We start from the raw sequence: 20,191 nt of genomic DNA on the forward strand, positions 1-20,191 counted from the left end.
GCCTACCCGGCCCCGGCGGCGTGGGCCCCGCTCAGCTCGCGCCGCTGGACCGCTCCATGCCCTTCTCGTCCTGCCAGCCGCCGGGTTCGGGATGGTAGCCGTATGCGGCGGCCCGGACGGTTTCCTCGTTTTCCAGCCCTGAGCCGATCGCGCCGCCGACGGTGGCCAGTGAGCTGGTGATCCAGGCGAGCGTCAAGTAGTCACCGGTGTGCACCGGCCGCTGCAGAACCTGCTCGAACACGGACGTGTCGATCAGCAGCGCCCCGACGAGCACCGTTCCCACGAACAGCACCACGTAGGACACCGCTGTGGCCAGACTGAGGGTGAGAATCGTACCCAGATTGAACAGCCGTGCCAGCTCGGCTGGTGTCTCGCGGCTCGGCTTCTCCCATAGGTCGTGCCCAACGATCAACCAGGCCACCAACGCGCCCAACCCGAGCACCATGATCACGGCCAGCCGGAGTCCGCCGAGGGCATCACCCATCTGCCAGATGGTGTCCGTGGTGAGCGCGAATGCCGCCGTGCCGAACGCGCCGACCAACAGCTTGGACAGGCCAAGCAGGGCCCGTCCAGGACGGTTGGCGCGAACCATGCCGGTCAACAGTCGCGCCCGGCCGATCAGCCCCGAGGCGACGTAGCGCCGCTCACCGGCGTCGGCCCCGTCGATCACCCGACGGACAGCGGGAAGATGTCGGGTCGTCTTGGCCGGTCCCCGGCGTGCCGGCGGCACTCGGTGATCGGCGGCGTCGGCCAGCAGTTGGCCCACCAGATCCGGGACTGCTGCGCGGACCGAGTGCATCTGGCGCAGTCCCAGCGCGGGCAGGGAAATTACCCCGACGTAGCGTCGGCCAGAGGTCTGAGCGACCAGCGGCGCCCGCTCAAAATGCAGTGGCAGATCGGTCAGGCAGATGGCGACGTCCCACTGATCGTCCGTGCGCCGCCGGGCAAGATCGTCGAGCAGCGCCTCCGCGCCGCCATCGCGACGGGGCGCCACCTTCCCCCAGCCTTCTCGGACGGTCCACCGCACGTCCGGGCTCACCCGTGCGGTGAGCCCGTCGATGAGCTCCGCAGTGAGCCTCGCAGCCACCCGGGCGGGCTGGTCGGGTGGGGTTGCCACCAGTCCCACGACTACTTCCGGGCGATGTCGTTCGCTCTGGGTCACCGCTGCTCCTCACCGGTAGCCGGCAGGCCGCAGAGGGGGATGCCCCGACTGATCCAGACAGCGGCAATGCGACGCCTGCGTAGAACTGGGCGGCGGCCGCCCACGCAGCCTAAAGGACCGCTCCGAAGGGTGCAGCGGATTCGCTGGGCTTAGGTGCCATCTTCACCCTCGAACCTGGAAGATGCTGGCCCAGCTGCGCTGCTGCCCACGCCGATTCACCACCATCGTGCACGCCATCCTCGTCATGCACCACGTCGAAGCCGATCGCTACGCACCATGAAAGGGCGTCGCCGAACGCCGGTCACGCGGAAGTCATCGCCGGCTCGCTGGGGTCCGGTGGGGAGGTGCACGGATGAGTTTCCGGCTGGCGGCATATGCCGTGTGCGTTGACGAGGGGCGTGTGCTGCTCGCCCGGTATGTGTCGCCGACGGGGGACACCCACTGGACCCTTCCGGGTGGCGAGGTTGAGCAGGCGGAGGATCCGTTCGATGCTGTGGTGCGGGAGGTCGCCGAGGAAAAGGCTCACTGCCGGTCCCCGAGCCGACCCGGCCTCGTCCCGAACTCGTGGCGACCCGCGGGGGTTCGTAATACCCAGGAGGGCTGAGTATTCGTCGTCAGGTGGCCGGCTCGACCGACCCCTAGTGTTGCCGCGTGGTGACATTCCTGCGTCGGTGGACCCTACGGGCGGCGAGCTTCGCCCTGACCTGGCTCTACACCCTCTACCGGATCCATCCGGCGGTGTGGCGGCTCACGGCACGTCAGTACCGTCCCTACATGGGCCGCTTCGCCCGGCTACACGCCTGGATGACCTGTCAGTTCGCCGCGATCGATGTGCCCGCGTACGGCGTCTTCCTCCGCCGCCACCACTGGCGGTTCCGCTGGTTCGATCTGTCGTCCTACCCGCCCACCGACAAGCGGTCGTACGTGCAGGCGTACCCGGAGGCGCAGCGTTGCCGGCACGGGCAGATCGAGATCGCCGGCAGCGTGGTCGACGAGTCGTCGGGCTCGTCCGGCCAGCCGTTCAACTGGATCCGCAGCCGCCGTGAGCTGCGCTCGGTGCACAAGAACCTGGCCGGCTACGCGACGATGGTGTTCCCGTCCGAACGGCGTTTCGTCATCAACGCGTACTCGATGGGCGCCTGGGCCACCGGGACCAACACCGGCATCGCCATGTCGGCGATCGCGATGGTCAAGAACACGGGACCCGACCTGCGGAAGATCGTCGACACCCTGTTGTACTTCGGCCCCGGCTTCGACTACATCGTCACCGCCTACCCGCCGTTCCTCAAGCACCTGCGCGACCAGCTCGACGCCGATGACTTTCCCTGGGCCGAATACCGCATCAGCGGACTCGTCGGCGGTGAGGGGATGACCGAAGCGCTGCGCGACTACCTGGAGGAGCGCTTCGTCAAGGTGCGCTCCGGCTACGGGGCCAGCGACCTGACCATCGGCATGGCGGGGGAGAGCGACTTCAGCGTCTGGGTCCGCCGACAGCTGCGTACCGACGCCGCGCTGCGGACCGCGCTGCTCGGCGCCGACGAGCACCGGCTGCCGATGGTCTTCCAGTACAACCCGCTGGAGACCTACCTGGAGACCACAGCGGACCACGAGCTGCTCTGCACGATCAACTCCACGGCGGTGCTCAATCCCCGGGTCCGCTACAACATCGGCGACGAGGGCCGCCTGATCTCGTACCCGGATGTCCTGGCCGCGATCGCCGACCCCGCGGCGCGGGCCGCCGCGGACCGTGCCTGGCAGGTCGACCGCATGCGTCTACCACTGCTGTTCCTGTACGGCCGTAAGGACAGCACGATCTCCTACATGGGCGCCAACATCTACCCGCAGGACGTCGAGTACGGCCTCTACGCGGGCAATCCCCAGGCGCACCTGCTGCAGAGCTTCTGCCTGGCGGTGACCGAGCAGGCCGACCTGGAGAGCCGGCCGGTGGTCAACCTGCAACTTCGCGAGGGCCTGGCGCTCGACCCGGTGCAGCGGCGAACCCTCACCGACACCTGCCGCGCCGGGGTGTTGCGCCACCTCGCCGAGGTCAGCCGGGACTTCGCCGAGTCCCTCGCCGAGGACCCGACCGCGGCGGACCTGCGGGTGGAGGTCCACGAGTACGGCACCGGCCCGTTCGCCGACGTGGCGTCCAGAATCAAGAACGTCTACCTGGTGAAGGGCGCCCCGGCATGAGGACCACCGACTTCTCTGCCGCGCCCGCGGTGGGCCAGGCGACAGCCATGTTCGTCGGCGCCACCCGTTACCGGGGGCCGCGCTCGATCATCACGCTCACCCGGACCTGGATCCGAATGGTCCGGCAGATGAGACGGATGGACGGATACCGCTGGCACACCGTCTACTACCAGTTCCCGTTCACGCTCGGCACCATCGCCTTCTTCAGCGACCGCGACGCGCTCCTGACGTTCGCCCGCAGCCGTCATCACCGGGACCTCATGTGCTGGGTGACCGATCACGGCACGAAGAACGCGACAGGCGGCTACATCCGCCTCTACAACGCCGAGCCCGAGGGCTACAGCAACGGCATCTGGCGCGCCGAGGCCGACGTCATGGCACACATACCCACGTTCACGCCGCTCTCGCATGAGACGTCCGGCCCGCCGGTGCACCGCGGATGAGAGTGGACCCCGTGCAGTCGCGGGCCGACCTGTGCGCATTCGTCGACTTCCCGCTCCGGCTCCACCCGACCGACCGGTACGTACCCCTGGTGTCTTCGGTCATCGCGGCCCACCGGGACGCCGCCGAACTGTTCGTGGTCCGCGACCGACGCGGCGAGGTCGTGGGACGCACCAGCATGCACCGCAGCGCGCCCCTCGACGACAAGATCGGCCAACGACAGCTGTTCGGGCACACCGAGTTCGTCGACGACGACGATGTCTTCACCGCCATCATGGACGCGGTCGCGGCCCGGGCCGACGGTCGACACCTGTTCGGGCCGGTGGCCCTGCTGCCCAACCAGACCGGCGGGGTGATCACCTCCGGCTTCGCCGACCGTGGCTTCGTGGACTCGGCGTGGAACCCCGCCTACTACCCCGAAATGTACGAGCGGCATGGCTTCCACCGTCGCTTCGAGGCCGACACCTGGCTGGTCGACCTCGCCGGCACGGCCACGGCTGCTCGGCCCGGCGCCGGTGCTCCGGCCGGAACCGACCATGGGTTCACCTTCGACGATGCTCGGATGGCCGCCGAACGGCTCGTCATCCGGCACGGCTCCCGGTGGCATCTGCGCAGCCAACTGCCGATCCTGCGCCGGATGCTCAACGCGAGCTTCGCGCAGTTGGGCTACTACACCGACATCTCCGCCGAGCAACTGGCGGAGCAGACCGACGGACTGGCGTTCCTCCTCGACGAGGCGCTGCTGCTCTGGCTGGAGAAGGCCGGCCGACCCGTCGCGTTCGTCGTCACCGTGCCGGACATCTCCGACTACCTGATGAGCGTCGGCGGTCGGCTCGGCGTACTCAATCAGCTCCGGCTTCTCGCCACCCGCGGCCGGTACCGGCGGGACGCGGTCCTCATCATCAAGGGCACCGTTCCCGACGAGCAGGGCAACGGGTACCTGACGCTGCTGTCCCGGGAGTTGCATCGCAACCTCGCCCGCAACGGCTACCGGACGCTGCGCAGCACCTTCGTCGAGCGGACGAACGTCGCTTCGGCCGCTCAGTACCGCCGCGCGGGTGGGCGGCCACTGCACGGGTACACCTTCTACGAGCGAGGAACAGCGGCGTGAGTTGGGTCGAGCAGTTGCGGGCTACCGAGGCGATCTGCCGCCGGGCACCAAGCGCACACAACACGCAGCCGTGGCGACCGGAATACCACGCCGACGAGATCACCATCGACGTTGATCCCGCGTGCCGCCTGCCCGACTCCGACCCGACCGGGCGTGACCTGACCCTCGGTATCGGCGCGTTCGTCGAGACATGCCTCATCGTCTCCGCCGAACTCGGCCTCACCGTCACCGTGGCACCCGGTCCACGACTGGTCCCCGCGGCACACAGGTACGCGACTCCGTTCACGATCGCCGACATCGAGGCCCGCCGGGTCGCCCGTGGTCCATACGCACCCGGGTACGTCGACGACGCCGTCCTCGCCGATCTCGAGCCGGGTGTCGCGCACGTCCCGACCCGAGATCTCGTATCGGACCTGGCCGTCGCCGACCGGTGGATGTTCCGCACCCCTGCCGTCGCCGTCGAGTTGCGGGACTGGCTGCGACTCAGTCCACGCCATCCGCGGTATCACCTCGACGGACTCACGGACCGGGCGCTCAGCCTGTCCCGGACCGAGGCGCGTGTCCTGTCCGCCGCGCTGCGCGCGTACCCGGTCACCCGCCGACTGGGCCTGCCGGCGCTGCTGGCCGCCAGCGGTCGCGCCGTGTTGCGCTACGACGGCAGCGTCCTGGTCCTCCTCGCCGTCGACGGCGACGACCAGATCAGCTCAGGCCGACGTCTGCTGCGTACGTGGCTGGCTCTCGCCCGGCACGGCCTGGCGGTCCATCCGCTCAGCCAGCTCATCGACTGCCCCGCGACCGCCGGCCGGCTCGCCGACCGGGTCGCCGGCCTTCCGCTCGCCGTGTTTCGCGTCGGCCGACCCCGCATCGCCCCGGTCCGGTCGGCCCGCCGCGGCGAGCGATAGATCACTGCAATCGTCAGCCTCGTGCGAGCTTCAGGGTTGCGCTGATCGTCAACGGCGGTGGGGCAATGGGTCGTCCTCTGAATGCCGCAGGCCCCACTCCATGGCCGAGACAGCCGTCCTGATTTGCCGCTGGTCGGGCGCCCGCCTCTGCGCCGCCGGTCAGGAACGCGCGGCGCTGGCCTTGAGGCTCCGCAGCTGTTCGACCTTGCGCGTGGCGTCCTGGCGCGAGTACGAGCCGAGCGCCGATAGCGGCATGTCGTCGTCGCCGAGACGGAGGACGGGAGTGTAGAGCGGCAAGCCTCCCCGTACGTCGATCTGTGCGCAGTCGACCGACTGGATCGCGCTCCACGGTGTGCGCTGGTAACGGCTGTCGAAACCGCGGACACGGACGCCCACTCCGTCGATTACCACGCCGAGTCGAAGAGCCCGCCAGATACCGGCCATGCCGCTTGTGACGAGTAGGCATCCGAGCACGATGCCGAACTGTTGTAGTCGGGATCTCGAGCATGACGAATCAGTGCGGCATCGCCCACATGCGCACAGTGAGCTCCCGGCGGCCGTCGGGCCGGAAGCGCCCCGCCCGGAGGGGTAGCCGGGTTGGTCATCGGGCAGCGGCGCGGATGGCGTCGAGGGCGAGCATGCGCGCGGCGTCGCGCAGTTCCAACACCGTTGCTAGTTGGGAGGCGATGGGTCGCGCCCAGGCCCGGTAGCCCACCCGGGAGGGGTGGAAGCCGTCGGCGGCGAAGAAGTCGGTGAGTGGCACCAGCCCGGGAATGCCGGTCGGGCATAACGAGCATGTTTGAACGGTATTGGCGCACTCACAATCCTCCGCTTAAGTTTTTTGTGAACGGTTTGCGTATCGGAGGGATCAACCATGAAAAAGGCTGTCGTGACCGGAGCGACGGGTGGCCTCGGTCTGGCGGTGGCCCGCCACCTCGCCGCTGACGGGTACGCGGTGACGATCGTCGGCCGTGACGAGGGCCGTGGTGCCGCCGCGGCGAAGGAGATCGACGGTCGGTTCCTGCGCGTCGACCTCTCGGTGCTCGGCGAGGCCCGCGCCTTGGCAGCCCGGCTCGCCGATGAGGGCGCGATCGACCTGCTCGTCACCAACGTTGGTGGAATGTGGGTACGTCCGTGGACGACCGCCGATGGCATCGACGGGGTCTTCGCCTTGAACCACCTGTCGCCGCTCGTGCTCACCGAGAACCTGCTCGGATCCTTGGGCGCCGGCAGTCGTGTCGTCGCCGTCACCTCGTCGTCGATCACCACGGTCCCGTTGGCGGGGGAGTTGGAATACCGAGAGGCCGCCGTGACCGGCGAGTACTACGGCATGCCCGCGTCGGGCCGGGCCAAGCTCGCGCACCTGTCGTACGTCCTGGACCTCGCCGAGCGCCTGGCCGATCGTGGTGTGACGGTCCTGGCGGCCGACCCTGTCGCCGCCGCTACCCCGAACGCCGCCGAGATGACGCCCGAGATCCTGCCCCCGGCACTGCGGGAACACTGGGAGCAGATTCGGCAGAGCGTTCAGACTCCGTCGGAGGCGGCGGCGGACCCGATCATTTGGGCCGCGACCGATCCGAGTTTCGCTGGTCGCACCGGTCTGATCGTCGGCCAGGGCCGGGTTTCCGCCGACGCGTTGGCGGATCAGCTGACGCCAGCCTTGCGGTCGGCGGCGAGCAGCTTGACCGCCCGAACCCTCGCGGTCGCCCTGCGGTGAACAGTCTGGGCGTTCATGCAGCAACGTGGGCCGCGGTGGCGAACCTTACGAATCGGGCTGCGGCGGGTGAGATCTGGTCCTTCGCCCAGACGAGCCGAACCGGGGCCGGAGCCAGACCCTCGACACGGAGGGCAGCGACACCGGCTGGCATTCCGCTGTGGTCCAGGTAAGGCCGGGGCAGGAACGCTATCGCGGTGCCCAGACGGACGTGCGCCATCAACTTGTGTGGGTCGTTGACCTGCGGGCCCGCCACGACGCCGCCGTCGCTGTCGGCCCGGACGCCCAGCCAGTAACGTCGTTCCGCCGAGCTGCTGCCGGCCCAGAGAACCACCGGATCCGGCAGCAGCTCGGCGCGGTCGACGACTCGACGGTCAGCCAGCCGATGCGAGGCGGAGACCAGCGCGACGCGCTCATAGCTCGTCAGAATCTCCGAATCCAAGCCCTCCGGCTCGATCTCGCCGCTGACCAGAGCGATCTGCGTTACGCCGGTACGCAGCTCATCAAGCTGGGTCTGCCAGTCCGCCTCGATTGGCTCGGCGTGGTCACCGGGGTAATTGGCCCGATAGTCGCCGATCAACTCGTGCAGAACCACCATGTCGCAACCGCGCGAACTGATCCGCAGCGGCGGAGTCGCACGGCCCGCCATGCGGGTCTGCCGCAATGCGCTGTCCACCTGACCGATGATGTCTCGTGCCTGGCCGACCAGCACCTTCCCGGCGGGGGTAGGCACCACTCCGCGGGGCGTACGGTCGAGCAGCCGAACTCCCACAGCACGTTCCAGCGCCGCTACGGCGCGGGACAGCGCGGGCTGGGTCATTGTGAGCAAACTCGCGGCGTTGGAGAAGCCGCCCTGATCGGCGACAGCCACCAGGTAACGCAATTGCCGCAGGTCCACGTCCGCCATCGGACCAGCATGACATGGCGGCGCCGCACGCTGTCCGGACAGCGGCGCCGCGGATGCTCAACGCGCTCCGCGAAACCCGAGCAGCCCAGGCTGCGCCGACTAAGTCACCGAATAGGGGTATTTTCATGTCCGATGCACCGATCTTAGTGCTCGCAGCGACCGGCGGTCAGGGTAGTGCTGTTGTCGAGGCGCTCCTGAGCCTCAAGGCCCGCGTGCGGGCTCAGGTCCGCGACCCGAAGCGGGCGGCGGCTCGTCGGTTGACCGACCTGGGCGTCGAAGTGGTCGCAGGCTCGCTGGATGATCGCAGGTCGCTCACCGCAGCCATGGCGGGCACGGCGGCCACCTTCGCGTTGACGACTCCATTCGAGGAGGGCACCGATGCTGAGGTGGCCCAGGGGCTGGCGATCCTGGCAGCCGCCGCCGAAGCCCGAACGCCGCATCTGGTCTACAGCTCGGTAGCTGGCGCCAGCCAAGCGAGCGGTGTGCCGCACTTTGGCAGCAAGGAACGAATCGAAGCCGAGTTGACTGCCGGTGATGTCCCTTACACGATCTTGGGACCGACATACTTCTTCGACAACGCCCTCGGTGGCGTGGATCGCATCCGCAACGGTGTGCTCCATGTGCCGCTGCCGGCGGATCGGCCTCTGCAGCAAATCGCCCGCACCGACCACGGCGCCTTCGCCGCGCAGGTTCTCCTCAACCCCAGCCGCTACGTCGGACAACGCATCGAGTTGGCTGGTGACGCCCCTACGCCGGCCGAGATGGCTGCCGAACTGAGTGCGGCGCTGGGCCTCGAAGTCCGCCACGAGGAAGTGCCGTTGACCGAGATCGCCAATCCGGACATGCACGCGATGTGGGCGTTCTTGAACGGGCCGGGCTACCAGGTCGACATCGCCTCGCTGCATACCGCCCACCCCGAGGTGGGCTGGACGTCCTTCGCCGAGTGGGCCGACCGCGCCTTCGGATCCGGCTCGAGCGAATGACACGTATTCGTGAATGCTCGACGACCTGTTCACCGCTCACCGCGCGCTCGTATCAGACGTGCCACCGGGTGACGCCCGTGGCGCGTTCGACCCGGCGATACGCCGATGCCGGCAGAGCCTTCTGCCGCCGTCTCCATGCGTGCTGGGTATAGGTTGGCCGCGTGGACATGGTGGCTGCCTGTCGGGCCTTCGTCGCCGTCAGCGGCCACGGCAGCTTCACCTCCGGTGCCGCCGCGGCGGGCATCCCCCAGTCGGTCGCGAGTCGTCGCATCGCCGCACTGGAGGAGCACTTCAGGGCGCGGCTGTTCGACCGGTCGTCCCGGGCGGTCCGGTTGACCCCGTTCGGGCAGGACATGCTGCCTACGGCACGACGCCTGGTCGACCTCGCCGACGCGATGACCGACGACGCCGAGCGGGCCCGCCTGCGCCCGTTGCGGATCGCCGTGCCCGAGATCTGCCCGCCGCACCGCCTCGCCACCCTGGTGAACGCGGCTCGTCGACAGCGGATGCACCTGGAGGTACGGCCGGCCGGCCCGCAGGAACGCGCCCGGCTCTGCCAGACGTTGGAGGTCAGCGCCGCGATCGTGGCGATCTCCGACGCGACGGCGTCCTGGCAGGTTCCGCTCGGGCTGGCTGCCCGGACCCCCTTCCCGGCGCCGACGGTGTTCCTGGACACGCTGCGCAGCGGCCGAGCTCGGGCGCAGGCACGCCGGCGGATCCTGATCCAGCCCGAAGACGACGTCGCGCACCTGCGGGACCCGTTGACCCGCGCTGGCCAGTCCGTTGGGTTGGCGCCGGCCCAGGTGACGGTCGCCCCGTCCCTCGTTGACGCTGCGGCAGCGGCCCTCGGCTCCCCTGACCTGTTGCTCTGCTCCAGGCAGCAGGCCGAGGACTTCGGGCTGCACTGGCGGCCCCTCGCCGAACCTCGCATCCGGCGGGGATATGACATCGCCGCCGGCACAGGCGAGGACCTCGAACAGCTGCGGACGGTCCTGCACGCCGATGTCGCGCGATGCCTGGGCGCTCCCTACGGCCGCCGCACGTCGACCGAGGGCGCGACAGTCGAGCACCGGGTAGCGGACGAACCGGCATGAGCGCCACCGCGGTCGTACGCAACGCACGTGATCTGCTCGACGAGGCGGGGCTGCAGGGGGCGTTCCTCGTCCGCAACCTCGACACCGGCGAGGAGATCGGCTTCGACGCGCACATCCCGTACCCGGCGGCGTCGCTGGTCAAGGTGCCGCTGGCGGTCGCCGTGCTGGAACGGGTCGCGCGCGGGGAACTCGACCCGGCGATGCTGGTCGACGTGGCACCCGGTCGGATCACCACCCTGGGTCCGACCGGGCTGAGCCGATTTCGACACCCCGCGCGACTCGCCGTGGACGATCTGCTCTACCTGAGTACCTCGATCAGCGACGGGGTGGCCGCCGACGTCCTGTTCGACCTCACCCCACCGGACGTGGTCGCCGCCGAGCTACGGCGACTGCGCATCGAGGGCATCGCCGTCCGGCATCGGGTCAGAGACCTCACCGAGACGCCGGCGGAACGCCTCGGACCCGACGAGGTGCACCTGGCGCACTCCCTCGCCATCAGCGCCGGGAGCCCTGGGCAGGGGCACCCGGTCGCCCAACTCGACGTCACCCGCGCCAACACCGGCTCGGCCCGGGCCTTCGTCGATCTCCTGCAGGCCCTCTGGCGGCCGTCGGCAATCCAACAGACCAGCGCCGCGCGGGTACGCGGCCTGATGGGCGACAACCTGCACCGGCAGCGACTTGCGCCCGACTTCACCTCCGACGCATCCCGGTGGTCGTCGAAGACCGGCACGCTGCTGCACCTGCGGCACGAGGTGGGCGTGGTGGATCATGCCGACGGGCAGTCGTACGCGGTCGCCGCGCTCACCGCCTCCCGGGTACCCGCCGCCGCGCAACCCGGGAGTGAGGCGGCTATGGCCCAGGTCGCCCGGAGCCTGCACGACCACCTGCGGGCGGGCGCCCTGCCCTGGTGGGGTTAGTGCGCGCTTGCCGCTCGCGCAGCATGCCCTCATTCCATCTCCTGCCACGCCCGCCGGGCAGTGCCTCACCCCATCACCGTGACGTCCGCGGGCAGCTGTGACGGGAGGGGAGGGGCGCTCGTGAATCCCGGCGACGTCATCGGGTGAGTTCCGTCGGTGCGGACGGGAAGTCGACGCGCGGCTTGCCATGCATGGCCGCCTTCAGAGTCTCGTAGACCGGCGGATTGATGCCGTCGCGTTGGTTGTGTGCCATCTTGACGGTGCTCTGCGGCCAGTCCGGGTCGGCCATGATGCCGGCCACGGCGTACTGCTTGGTCATGGCGACCAGGGAGGCGTAGTTCTCCTCGTCGGTGGTGCCGGACTTGCCGGCGACCGGAGCGTCCACGGCGGCCTTCACCTGTGCGGCGGTACGGCTTCGGCCGCACCTGCTGGTGCCGGAGTCGTCGCCGACCGGGCAGCGGGCGGCGTCGACGGCGGCGCGGGCCACGTCGGTGCTGACCCGCTTCTCGCAGCGCGGCTCGGCGACATCCAGTGTCCTGCCGTCCGGGTCGCGGATTTGCTGCACCGGAGTCGGAGCGCACCAGGTACCGTCCGCGGCCAGGGTCGCGTACGCGTTGGCCAGTTCCAGCGGAGTCGTGGCGGACACGCCCAGCGTGAACGCACCCCAGTCATGGGCGGCCTCACGGTCGTTCGCCCACCGTTGCTCCCGGTCGATCCGGAACTGGATGCCGAGTCGCTTGGCCACGTCCACCACGTTCTCCGCGCCGACCTGCTGCTGTAGCGGGGCGAAGTAGGTGTTGGTGGACCGGGCGAAGGCGCTCCACATGTCCAGAACACCGCCGGCCTTCTTGTCGGAGTTCGTGGGGCAGTAGAGGTCGGTGCCCGGGCACGCGGTGGGACTGGCGCGGTCGATGACGTACTCCGACCTGAACCGTTGCGGCGCATCGATGGTATGGCTGAGCGGAATGCCCTTCTCCAATGCGGCCACGATCGTGAAGATCTTGAAGGTCGAGCCGGCCTGGTAGCCGGTGATCGCGTCGCCTCCGGTCAGCAGTGGGTTGACCGTGGCCGGGTAGTTGCCGCGGAGGTCCTTGTCTTCCTTGCGCCGTGCCGGGTCGCTGTGCGGCCTGTTCTTCGGGTTCTTCGGGTCGTCGAGAGTGAAGGTGCGGTTGACCGAGAGCGCGCGGACCCGGCCGGTGCCGGGCTCCACCACCGCGACCATGGCGGCTTCCTTCGCACTCTCCTTCTTAGCCCGGCGGACCGCCGCGTCGGCGCCGCGCTGGGCCTGCACGTCGAGGGTCGTGACGACGGTGTAGCCGCCGCTCTTGAGTCGCCGCTCCCGGTCGTACGAGGTCGAGCCGAAGGTTTCCTGAGACATCCACCAGCGGTAGAAGTAGTCGCAGAAGAAACCCCACCTCTCGGTCGCCTGGACGCAGCCGTTCGGGGCGCGCTTGCCCTGGACCCGGAGCGTGACCTTCTTGGCCGCGTCGGCCTGCTCCCGGGTGATGGCGCCGGTCTCGACCATGTTGTCGATGACGTAGTTGCGGCGGTCCACCGCCTGCGGGTGGCCCAACGTGGTCGTGGGGTCGAACGCGCTGGGGGCCTTGACCAGGCCAGCGAGCATGGCCGCTTCCTCGATCGTGAGGTCCTTCGGCTTCTTGTCGAGGTAGACCTGGCTGGCGGCGTAGACGCCGTACGCGCCATTGCCGAAGGCGGCAATGTTCAGGTAGCGCTCGAGGATCTCGTCTTTGGAAAGCTCCTTGTCGATCTGGATGGCGTAGCGCATCTCGCGCAGCTTGCGAGCGGTGGTGTCTTCGGTGGCCGCGACCACGTCGGCCGGGTGGGTCGCCGAGTACGCGATGGCGAGCCGGACGTACTGCATGGTGAGCGTGGAGGCGCCCTGCCGGTTGGCGCCGGCGCTGTTGTAAACGAAAGCACGGGCGACGCCGTTGAGGTCGACACCGTTGTGCTGGTAGAAGTCGTGGTCCTCCGCCGCGATGATCGCCTTCTGCATGATCGGGGCGATGTCCTTGAGCGTGACGTCGCGGCGGTTCTCGTCGTACATCGTCGCCAGCGGTGTCTTGCCGTCAGAGGCCAGCAGGTAGCTGATCTGCGGCGCGCGGGCGACGGTCAGTTCCCTGGGCAGCGCGCCGAACGTCTCGGCACCCGCCTTGGCGGCCAGGCCGGACATCGTCACCGCGGGAAAGGCCGCCACCGCGATTACCACGCCGGCCAGCAGGCCACAGATCAGCAGCGACGCGGCGTTGGCCAGGACTTCATGATCTCTCTTGCGCATTCGGGTCACTCAATCCACACGATGCAGGGGCGACAGCGGACCACGGCGCCGGTGACGCCCGGCCGGTGCCGACGACCGCCGCCGCCCTGCGTTTCGACATGACGTTGGCGCCGCGCCCGGTGACGACCGGGCGGCCGTCACCATCACAAGGCAGCGATGACGACCTCCGTCGCCTGAGCGACGAGGGCGTTGTCGTAGCCGGCATCCTTCTCGTCGCGACTGGACAGCACAGCCAGGACGATCGGCGCGCGGTCCGGTGGCCAGATCACGGCGATGTCGTTGCGGGTGCCGTACCCGCCGGCGCCGGTCTTGTCTCCGACGACCCAACCGTCGGGCACACCGGCGCGGATCAGCTCACCACCGGTGGTGTTACCCCGCAGCCAACCGTTGAGCAGGTCACGATCCGCCGGTTCAAGGGTGCCACCAACGGCGTACGCCCGCAGGTCCTCGGCCAGGGCCCGGGGAGTGCTGGTGTCCCGCCGGTCACCCGGCGTCGCCTCGTTGAGCGCGGTCTCGTAACGCGCTGGATCGGTAACCCTGTCACCGATCTCCCGTAGCTCCTTCTCGAACTTCTGCGGCCCGCCGAGGTGACTCAGCAGCAGGTTGCCGGCGGTGTTGTCGCTGAAACGGATAGCGGCGTCGGCGATGGCGCGCAGCGTCATGCCCTCGTCGACGTGCTGCTCGGTAATTGGCGAGTAGGTCACCAGGTCGTCCGCCGAGTACCGCACCACCCGGTCCAGCTCGGCGTCGGTGGTCCCGTCGAGGACCTCGGCCGCGGCCAACGCCTTGAAGGTCGAGGTGTACGCGAATCGCTCGTCGGCCCGGTACCGCACTGTCGCCCCCGTGCCGGTGTCGATCCCGTAGACGCCGAGCCGCGCGTCGAAGCTTTCCTCCAGCCGCCGGAACTCGCGGCCCTGACGATCAGCGGCAGTAGCGGCGGAGACCGTCACCTGAGCGTCCCGCGTCGGTTGCTCAGCGGTGTCGGCGGGACCGTAGATGGCCAGGGACACCACGGCCGCCGCGGCCACCATTCGGTGTGTCGGAAGAATCATCGTCGCTCCTTGTTTGATGCTGTAGCCCCGGCGAACAGCTCCCGGTCGAACCCTGGCAGGGAACCCGCAAGCGGTCGAAGACAGAAGGCGCGATCTTCATGCCGATCCGGCATCGCGCGACCTCATCTGGGGACCGGTTCGGTCCGCCGCTCACAGCCAGTCGTGTTGGCGGCGTAACGGCCCGCTTAGTGGCGAGTCCGGGTCTGGGTTTCGCGCATGACGGCGCGAGCGCGACTTCAGCTTCACCTCGTCCACAGCACCATCGCGGCCATCACCATGACGCCCCGAAGCTAGGGCGATCGACTGGAACAACATCGGGTGAACAGCAGTACTCGCCGAGCTCAGCCGGCCCGGCGTAGGTGGACCTGGCGAACACCGCCGACAAGGCCGTGCAGTCAGGCCAGGTCGTCAGCGGCAACAAGGCCGGCCAGCCCGAGGAAGACGACGCCGGTGCCGAGATCGATTCGTTGCTGGGTGCGCGCTGGGATGCCGATGCCACCCAGCCAGCGGCCGACGCTGATATAGCCGAGCCCGACGATCAGCTCGATCATCAAATAGACCGCACCGAGCAGAGACAGTTGCAGGCTGGCGTTCGAGGCGGTGGTGTCGGTGAACTGGGGCAAGAGCGCGGCGAAGAGAAGCAGGGCCTTGGGGTTGCTGATAGCAACGACGAACTCGCGGGTGACGATCGGGCGGATGCCGCCGCCGGTGGCCGCCGCCTGCGTGGTGGCGTGGCGAGGTGTCCGTAGGCCGCTGCGTAGACTGGAGATACCAAGCCAGGCCAGGTATACCGCGCCGATCCACTTGACTACCTCGAGCGCGGCCTCGGAGGCGATGAGCACCGCGCCGAGCCCGGCGACGACAGAGCCGATCAGGACGACGAAGGCGGCGAGCCGCCCGGCGACCCCGGCCATGGCGCTGGCCGTGCCGTAGCGGACGGCGTTACTAAGCCCGAGCAATTGGTTGGCGCCGGGGATGAGGGACACCAGCGCCGCTGCGACCAAAAATCCAAGCCAATCAATCATGCCGCTCCCGTCGGACTTCAAGTGCTCGCTGGTGAGCACGATGGTGGCGCCGTTCTCGCGCAGCCGGTCTACCGTCGCCCAGAGGGCGTCGCGGGACTGGATGTCCAGGCCGGTGGTCGGCTCGTCCAGGAAGATCAGCGCCGGTGTCCCGCCGACGGCGGTGGCGAAGTCCAACCGCCGCTTCTCCCCGCCGGACAACTGCGACACCTTCCGCCCGGCCCGAAGACCCCCTGCGGTCCCGGAGGTCGGCTTGCGGTGTCGCTCGATGACCTCCAGGGTCGAGGTCCTCCTGGCCCCGTTGGTGCCCAGCAGCGCGTACAGCTCTCCGGGGCGAACTTCGAAGGAGAGGTCCTGTACGGCGTGGAAGTCACCGTAGGCGAGGTTCAGCCGGTCGACTTCGATGACGCGTGGGTGGACATGCACCCATGACAGCGCAGAAGTGTGGGACCCGTCAGTGACACCACGTCACCGTCGCATGTGACGCGGTGTCACTGGTCGTGTCCCCCGACTGCCGAACAATGAGGTGATGACCGCACAACCGCCCGCGCTTCACCGAGTCGACGCAGGTGAGGCTGCGCCGGTTCAATCTCGCCACGTCACTGCCGCCCGTGGTGTTCGCCGCCGTGGTCCTGCTCTACACCGACGCGCGGCCCTGGTGGCCTTCGAGCGGTGGGCGGCCGTGGGTTCGCTACTGCTCGCTCATTGAAGAAGGAGACGGACCATGATTTTGACTCTGCTCGATGACCTGGCGCGGGTGGCGGCCAGCACCACCGCGGAGCAGTACGCGTTACCGACTCCGTCCGACGGGTTCGACGTGCTGCGACTGCGGCAGCACCTCACCGGCGGACTGACCTACTTCGAGGCCGCCTTCGCCGACCCTGGCGCCGAGGAGCGAGGAGCGGATCCGCATGCCTACTCAGGGCCCGACCACCTTGAATTGGTCATCCCACGGCTCTCGGCGACGTTGCGATCCGCGCTGGCGGCCGGGGTCGAGGAGACCATCGTGAACGTACCCCACCTCGGTGGAGCATTTCCCGGCTCCGTGGTCCTGGACATGCTGCTGATCGAGGTGATCACGCACGGCTGGGACATGGCCACCGCGGCGGGTTTGCCTTGGAAGCCGGATGAGGCAACCTGCGAGCGGGCACTTGCCTTCTACCGGGTGACGCTCAAGCCCGAGTGGCGCGGTCCCGGCATGGCGTTCGGCCCGGAGTACGCCGTCTCGCCCGACGCTTCTCCGATGGAACGGGTCGTCGCTTTCGCCGGCCGTGACCCTGGTTGGTCGCCGGCAGCCCAGCGGTAAGGGCCCGCCTCTCCAGGCGCCGTGGTCGGGTCATGGCTACAGCCGTCCACGATGTCGGCGACAGCTGGGCCATCGGTGCCACGACACGGCCTGCCGCCGTTCACCCGGCCGCCGTACCACGTCATCATCGACGGCGACCTGACCCAAGTCGGCGAGCTGACCTGGGTGACCGACGACCGCTCCTCGTTCTTCCTGGTCTGTGGCGATGTGGGGGCCCGGTCGGCGTAGATCCGCCCGGGTTGTTGTCGTGGTCGGCCTCGAATGCCCCTGGTCGGTGGGATCGTGTCGACCAGGGGCAGGAGTTGGCTGACGTCGTGGCGGTTCCATTCCGGGTTGTCCGAGTGACGTCATACCCGACTGCAGGCAGTCGAGGCCGTTGTTTGTCGACACGGCGTACCGGAGATGGTGACCGGCATGGATCTGCTGCGAACGCGCCGCCCGCCAATATTGTTCGCCGGGCTCGGGCTCGTCGTCGTCATCGGCTTCGCCATCTCCGCCTGGACGGTGTGGCGCAACGACCAGGCGTTGCAGACCCGGGGCGTGGAGGCCACCGGCCAGGTCGTCAAGGTCGCCAAGGGTCGCATCCACGTCGAGTTCGACACCGTAAACGGGCGGCGGACGCGGACGCTGGTCGGTCAGGGTGACGAGGCGCCCGGTGCTGCTCCGGTGGTGGGTGACGAGATCCCGATCGTCTACGACCCGCAGGACCTGGAGGCGGAGGTAGCCGACCGCCGTGCTCCGCACAACCACCGCGTCGCTTACCTGCTCGCCGGCCTGGCGGCCTTCGGCGCTGTCAGCTTCCCACTGGCCACCGTCGCGCTCGTGCGGGCCAACCGCTGGGCACGGTAGGCGAGGTCAGAGCTGACTCACCGTGCCGCGAGACCGCGCCGGGCCACTCGTACCACGTTGGCTGTAGCGCATGTCGGTTGATGCTGGTCGAGGCGTACCAATCTGCGCGGACAGCTCAAGGGACCGCCCATTGTGCCGCGTCGGCATTCGGACCAGCCGTAGGCCGTACGTGACCGTAAGCAGTGCGGCGTTTCGTGGTCAGACCCCGAGGACCGGTCGCCGCCGGCGCGGCCCGCTGCACCGTACAGCCGGGCCAATGGGGACGTTGCAGCCCGTGTGATGGCTGCGCTTCAGGGTGATAGGTCAGCCGTCGATGAACTGCCGTTTCTTCCATTTCGGCCCTCGGCTGCGGCCTGGTGCCACGCTCGGGCCCACGCTCAGCGCGCCGCAGCCGCTCATGCCACCGAGAGGTCGCTGTCGGGCGACCTGCTGGCCGTCGGGCCCCGGGGTCTGAACACTTTCCCGTCTGGTCGGCAATGTCAGGGTGAAGCGCGGACTTTGCCGAGGAGGGCCATGGCTTCGGATGCGGATTTGATAGGCCGGTCGCTGGATGGCGATGCCGACGCCTTCGTCGAGGTGGTCGAGCGTCATGAGGCTGCCGTCGGTTCGTACCTCGTTCGCCGGGTTGGGCGGGATGCGGCTGAGGACCTCCTGGGCGAAGTTTGGGTTGCGGCGTTCGAGTCGCGGCGGTCGTACGACCGGTCGTACAACGATGCGCGGCCGTGGCTGTACGGGGTGGCATTGAATCGTTTGCGTCGCTACTGGCGGTCCCGGCCGGCCGAGGACCTGGTCGCGGACGTGCCGGACATAACTCCTGGATGGGATCCGTGGTCGGCGGTGGACCTCGGCGTGGACGCCCGGGCGGCGCTCCGGTCGGCCCTGTCGCGGCTCAAACCCGAAGAGCGCGAGGTCCTGAGGCTCGTGGCCTGGGAGGACCTGACCGCGGCCGACGCCGCGCGGGCGCTCGGCATACCGGCCGGCACCGCGCGGCGGCTGCTGAGCCAGGCCAGGACGGCATTGCGCGACGCCCCGGGGGTGTCCGCTCTTATGAAGGACCGCAACAGCGCGAAGGAGAGACACCGATGACCGACGAGCTCGATCTGGTCGGTGCGTTGGGAAGCGCAGAACCACTACGCCCGGAGGCGTACCAGCGGGCGCGGGCGGTGCTGCGGGCGGCGATGGCCGACCCCGCAACCGTGCCGCTGCTGGGCGCGGGAGCAGCGGCGGACACGACTATGGAGGCGACTTCAACAATGGACACGACGACAACCGCGCGGGCCCACGAATCCAGCCCGGCGCCTCAGCGCCGCCGCGGGATCGGTATCGCGGGCCGATGGGGCATCGGCGCCGGGGTGGGGGTTGCCGCCGCGGCGGCAGTCGTCGCTGTAGTGCTCACCTCGTCAGCGACCGGGGGCATGGAGGCCGGCAAGAATTCGTCAGCCGCCACCTCGGGCTCGACCACCGTCGACGGTACGGCCGAGCACGCGCCGCTGATGACCCTGGCCGGATCCATCAAGACGGTCAACTCGGAGGCGGGCGACGCGTGGCTGGTGAAGGCGACGCAAGTCCACGGCACCAAGACCATGCAGGTTGTCTACACGCTGTACACCGACGGTCACGCCATCTACACGGGTAACAGCGTGAAGGACATCAAGCGGGCGATCGCCCGTCAGCAGGACCAGATGACGGACGGTGGCTACGCCCCACTCCTCGAGGCAGCCGTCGCCGCGGCGGAGAGCAGCCCGGCCGACGGCCGGACCCTCATGCTCAGGGCAGCCAAGGATCCGCTGGTGGGCCTCGACCCCGCAGCGCAGAAGGCGGTGTGGGACAAACAGCAGGCGGACGCTCAAGTGATCATCAAGCAGAAGGGCGGCAAAGCCGAGCCGAAGCCGTACAGCCCCCAGGCCGTTCAGCGGCACTTCGACAACGCCCTGTGGACGTACAGCACCCAGGCGCTGTCCGCCGGCGACGGCAACACACAGGTCCGGGCCGGCGTGCTGCATCTGCTGTCCACCATCTCCGCGGTCAGCGTCGAGAACTCGACCACCCACGGCAAGGCCACCCTGACGATCACCGCCGGCCCCGAGGTGTTCGGCGGCGAGGGCAGCGAGGTGCTGACCATCGACGCTTTGACCGGCATGCTGGTGAAGGACGTATCGACCGTGCCGGGCCTTCCCCGGGCCTCCACGACGTACGAATCCTCCCGCGTGACGACGGCCGAGCTGTAGGCCGGGAACTCCCA

Annotated in this window: 21 protein-coding genes and 2 pseudogenes; 15 read left to right on the forward strand and 8 right to left on the reverse strand. The window is 68.9% G+C overall.

The features are described from left to right. Positions 1 to 31 precede the first annotated feature (31 nt). Positions 32 to 1,126: a hypothetical protein gene (locus ACZ6NZ_RS05645; RefSeq protein WP_465856081.1), complete on the reverse strand. Its 1,095-nt coding sequence runs from the start codon at positions 1,124 to 1,126 to the stop codon at positions 32 to 34. A 205-nt stretch (positions 1,127 to 1,331) separates the two neighbouring features. Here ACZ6NZ_RS05645 and ACZ6NZ_RS05650 point away from each other — a divergent pair. The 6 genes and pseudogenes from ACZ6NZ_RS05650 to ACZ6NZ_RS05675 form a co-directional block, all read left to right on the forward strand. Continuing rightward, positions 1,332 to 1,442: pseudogene (locus tag ACZ6NZ_RS05650) on the forward strand (IS5/IS1182 family transposase); the annotation flags it as partial. A 72-nt stretch (positions 1,443 to 1,514) separates the two neighbouring features. After that, positions 1,515 to 1,766 (forward strand): NUDIX hydrolase, encoded by a 252-nt coding sequence (locus tag ACZ6NZ_RS05655; protein WP_465856083.1) that lies wholly within the window; start codon positions 1,515 to 1,517, stop codon positions 1,764 to 1,766. 47 nt (positions 1,767 to 1,813) lie between these two features. Further along, positions 1,814 to 3,355 (forward strand): phenylacetate--CoA ligase family protein, encoded by a 1,542-nt coding sequence (locus tag ACZ6NZ_RS05660; protein ID WP_465856085.1) that lies wholly within the window; start codon positions 1,814 to 1,816, stop codon positions 3,353 to 3,355. Further along, positions 3,352 to 3,798 carry a DUF4188 domain-containing protein gene (locus ACZ6NZ_RS05665; RefSeq protein WP_465856087.1) on the forward strand — a complete coding sequence of 149 codons (447 nt, stop codon included), beginning with the start codon at positions 3,352 to 3,354 and terminating at the stop codon, positions 3,796 to 3,798. Before ACZ6NZ_RS05660 ends, ACZ6NZ_RS05665 begins: the two co-directional genes overlap by 4 nt. Next, positions 3,795 to 4,907 (forward strand): hypothetical protein, encoded by a 1,113-nt coding sequence (locus ACZ6NZ_RS05670; protein WP_465856089.1) that lies wholly within the window; start codon positions 3,795 to 3,797, stop codon positions 4,905 to 4,907. The genes ACZ6NZ_RS05665 and ACZ6NZ_RS05670 overlap by 4 nt, the downstream gene beginning before the upstream one ends. After that, positions 4,904 to 5,809, forward strand: coding sequence for a nitroreductase family protein (locus ACZ6NZ_RS05675; RefSeq protein ID WP_465856091.1), 906 nt, complete (start codon positions 4,904 to 4,906; stop codon positions 5,807 to 5,809). The genes ACZ6NZ_RS05670 and ACZ6NZ_RS05675 overlap by 4 nt, the downstream gene beginning before the upstream one ends. 159 nt (positions 5,810 to 5,968) lie before the next feature. Here the strand turns inward: ACZ6NZ_RS05675 and ACZ6NZ_RS05680 are convergent, their stop codons facing one another. Both ACZ6NZ_RS05680 and ACZ6NZ_RS05685 read right to left on the reverse strand, forming a co-directional pair. Continuing rightward, positions 5,969 to 6,253 carry a PH domain-containing protein gene (locus tag ACZ6NZ_RS05680; protein ID WP_465856093.1) on the reverse strand — a complete coding sequence of 95 codons (285 nt, stop codon included), beginning with the start codon at positions 6,251 to 6,253 and terminating at the stop codon, positions 5,969 to 5,971. 157 nt (positions 6,254 to 6,410) lie between these two features. After that, positions 6,411 to 6,572, reverse strand: coding sequence for a hypothetical protein (locus ACZ6NZ_RS05685; RefSeq protein WP_465856095.1), 162 nt, complete (start codon positions 6,570 to 6,572; stop codon positions 6,411 to 6,413). A 111-nt stretch (positions 6,573 to 6,683) separates the two neighbouring features. Between ACZ6NZ_RS05685 and ACZ6NZ_RS05690 the strand changes: the two genes are divergently transcribed. Beyond that, the gene (locus ACZ6NZ_RS05690) at positions 6,684 to 7,526 is read left to right on the forward strand and encodes an SDR family NAD(P)-dependent oxidoreductase (protein WP_465856097.1); all 843 of its coding nucleotides are present in this window, start codon (positions 6,684 to 6,686) and stop codon (positions 7,524 to 7,526) included. 13 nt (positions 7,527 to 7,539) lie between these two features. Here ACZ6NZ_RS05690 and ACZ6NZ_RS05695 read toward each other — a convergent pair whose 3' ends face one another. Then, positions 7,540 to 8,430, reverse strand: coding sequence for a LysR family transcriptional regulator (locus tag ACZ6NZ_RS05695; protein WP_465856099.1), 891 nt, complete (start codon positions 8,428 to 8,430; stop codon positions 7,540 to 7,542). A gap of 125 nt (positions 8,431 to 8,555) precedes the next feature. Here ACZ6NZ_RS05695 and ACZ6NZ_RS05700 point away from each other — a divergent pair, with 125 nt between their 5' ends. The 3 genes from ACZ6NZ_RS05700 (at position 8,556) to ACZ6NZ_RS05710 (ending at position 11,424) form a co-directional block, all read left to right on the forward strand. Next, positions 8,556 to 9,413: an NmrA family NAD(P)-binding protein gene (locus tag ACZ6NZ_RS05700; RefSeq protein WP_465856101.1), complete on the forward strand. Its 858-nt coding sequence runs from the start codon at positions 8,556 to 8,558 to the stop codon at positions 9,411 to 9,413. Between the two features lie 161 nt (positions 9,414 to 9,574). Beyond that, positions 9,575 to 10,507, forward strand: coding sequence for a LysR family transcriptional regulator (locus ACZ6NZ_RS05705; protein ID WP_465856103.1), 933 nt, complete (start codon positions 9,575 to 9,577; stop codon positions 10,505 to 10,507). Next, complete coding sequence (locus ACZ6NZ_RS05710) at positions 10,504 to 11,424, forward strand: serine hydrolase (protein ID WP_465856105.1); 921 nt, start codon at positions 10,504 to 10,506, stop codon at positions 11,422 to 11,424. The genes ACZ6NZ_RS05705 and ACZ6NZ_RS05710 overlap by 4 nt, the downstream gene beginning before the upstream one ends. Positions 11,425 to 11,560: 136 nt before the next feature. Here ACZ6NZ_RS05710 and ACZ6NZ_RS05715 read toward each other — a convergent pair whose 3' ends face one another. The 3 genes from ACZ6NZ_RS05715 to ACZ6NZ_RS05725 form a co-directional block, all read right to left on the reverse strand. After that, on the reverse strand, positions 11,561 to 13,720 hold the full coding sequence (locus tag ACZ6NZ_RS05715; RefSeq protein ID WP_465856107.1) for a transglycosylase domain-containing protein: 2,160 nt from the start codon (positions 13,718 to 13,720) through the stop codon (positions 11,561 to 11,563). A 143-nt stretch (positions 13,721 to 13,863) separates the two neighbouring features. Then, positions 13,864 to 14,772 (reverse strand): class A beta-lactamase, encoded by a 909-nt coding sequence (gene bla, locus ACZ6NZ_RS05720; RefSeq protein WP_465856109.1) that lies wholly within the window; start codon positions 14,770 to 14,772, stop codon positions 13,864 to 13,866. 395 nt (positions 14,773 to 15,167) lie between these two features. Beyond that, complete coding sequence (locus tag ACZ6NZ_RS05725; RefSeq protein ID WP_465856111.1) at positions 15,168 to 16,220, reverse strand: LysE family transporter; 1,053 nt, start codon at positions 16,218 to 16,220, stop codon at positions 15,168 to 15,170. Positions 16,221 to 16,518: 298 nt separating this feature from the next. Between ACZ6NZ_RS05725 and ACZ6NZ_RS05730 the strand changes: the two genes are divergently transcribed. Continuing rightward, entirely contained in the window at positions 16,519 to 17,100 is a 582-nt protein-coding gene (locus ACZ6NZ_RS05730) for a TIGR03086 family metal-binding protein (protein WP_465856113.1), read from the forward strand. A 75-nt stretch (positions 17,101 to 17,175) separates the two neighbouring features. Next, positions 17,176 to 17,328 (forward strand): hypothetical protein, encoded by a 153-nt coding sequence (locus ACZ6NZ_RS05735; protein WP_465856115.1) that lies wholly within the window; start codon positions 17,176 to 17,178, stop codon positions 17,326 to 17,328. On the opposite strand, the pseudogene ACZ6NZ_RS05740 reads toward ACZ6NZ_RS05735, so the two are convergent. Continuing rightward, a pseudogene (locus ACZ6NZ_RS05740) lies at positions 17,277 to 17,423 on the reverse strand (IS5/IS1182 family transposase); the annotation flags it as partial. The gene ACZ6NZ_RS05735 and the pseudogene ACZ6NZ_RS05740 overlap by 52 nt on opposite strands. Before the next feature lie 91 nt (positions 17,424 to 17,514). Between ACZ6NZ_RS05740 and ACZ6NZ_RS05745 the strand changes: the two are divergent. The 3 genes from ACZ6NZ_RS05745 to ACZ6NZ_RS05755 all read left to right on the forward strand — a co-directional run bounded on the left by ACZ6NZ_RS05745 (position 17,515) and on the right by ACZ6NZ_RS05755 (position 20,177). After that, complete coding sequence (locus ACZ6NZ_RS05745) at positions 17,515 to 17,949, forward strand: DUF3592 domain-containing protein (protein WP_465856117.1); 435 nt, start codon at positions 17,515 to 17,517, stop codon at positions 17,947 to 17,949. Positions 17,950 to 18,462: 513 nt separating this feature from the next. Next, positions 18,463 to 19,035: an RNA polymerase sigma factor gene (locus tag ACZ6NZ_RS05750; RefSeq protein WP_465856119.1), complete on the forward strand. Its 573-nt coding sequence runs from the start codon at positions 18,463 to 18,465 to the stop codon at positions 19,033 to 19,035. Then, the gene (locus tag ACZ6NZ_RS05755; RefSeq protein WP_465856121.1) at positions 19,032 to 20,177 is read left to right on the forward strand and encodes a hypothetical protein; all 1,146 of its coding nucleotides are present in this window, start codon (positions 19,032 to 19,034) and stop codon (positions 20,175 to 20,177) included. Before ACZ6NZ_RS05750 ends, ACZ6NZ_RS05755 begins: the two co-directional genes overlap by 4 nt. The last annotated feature ends 14 nt before the right edge of the window (positions 20,178 to 20,191 follow it).

The sequence above is a fragment of the Micromonospora sp. NPDC047756 genome (assembly GCF_055587245.1).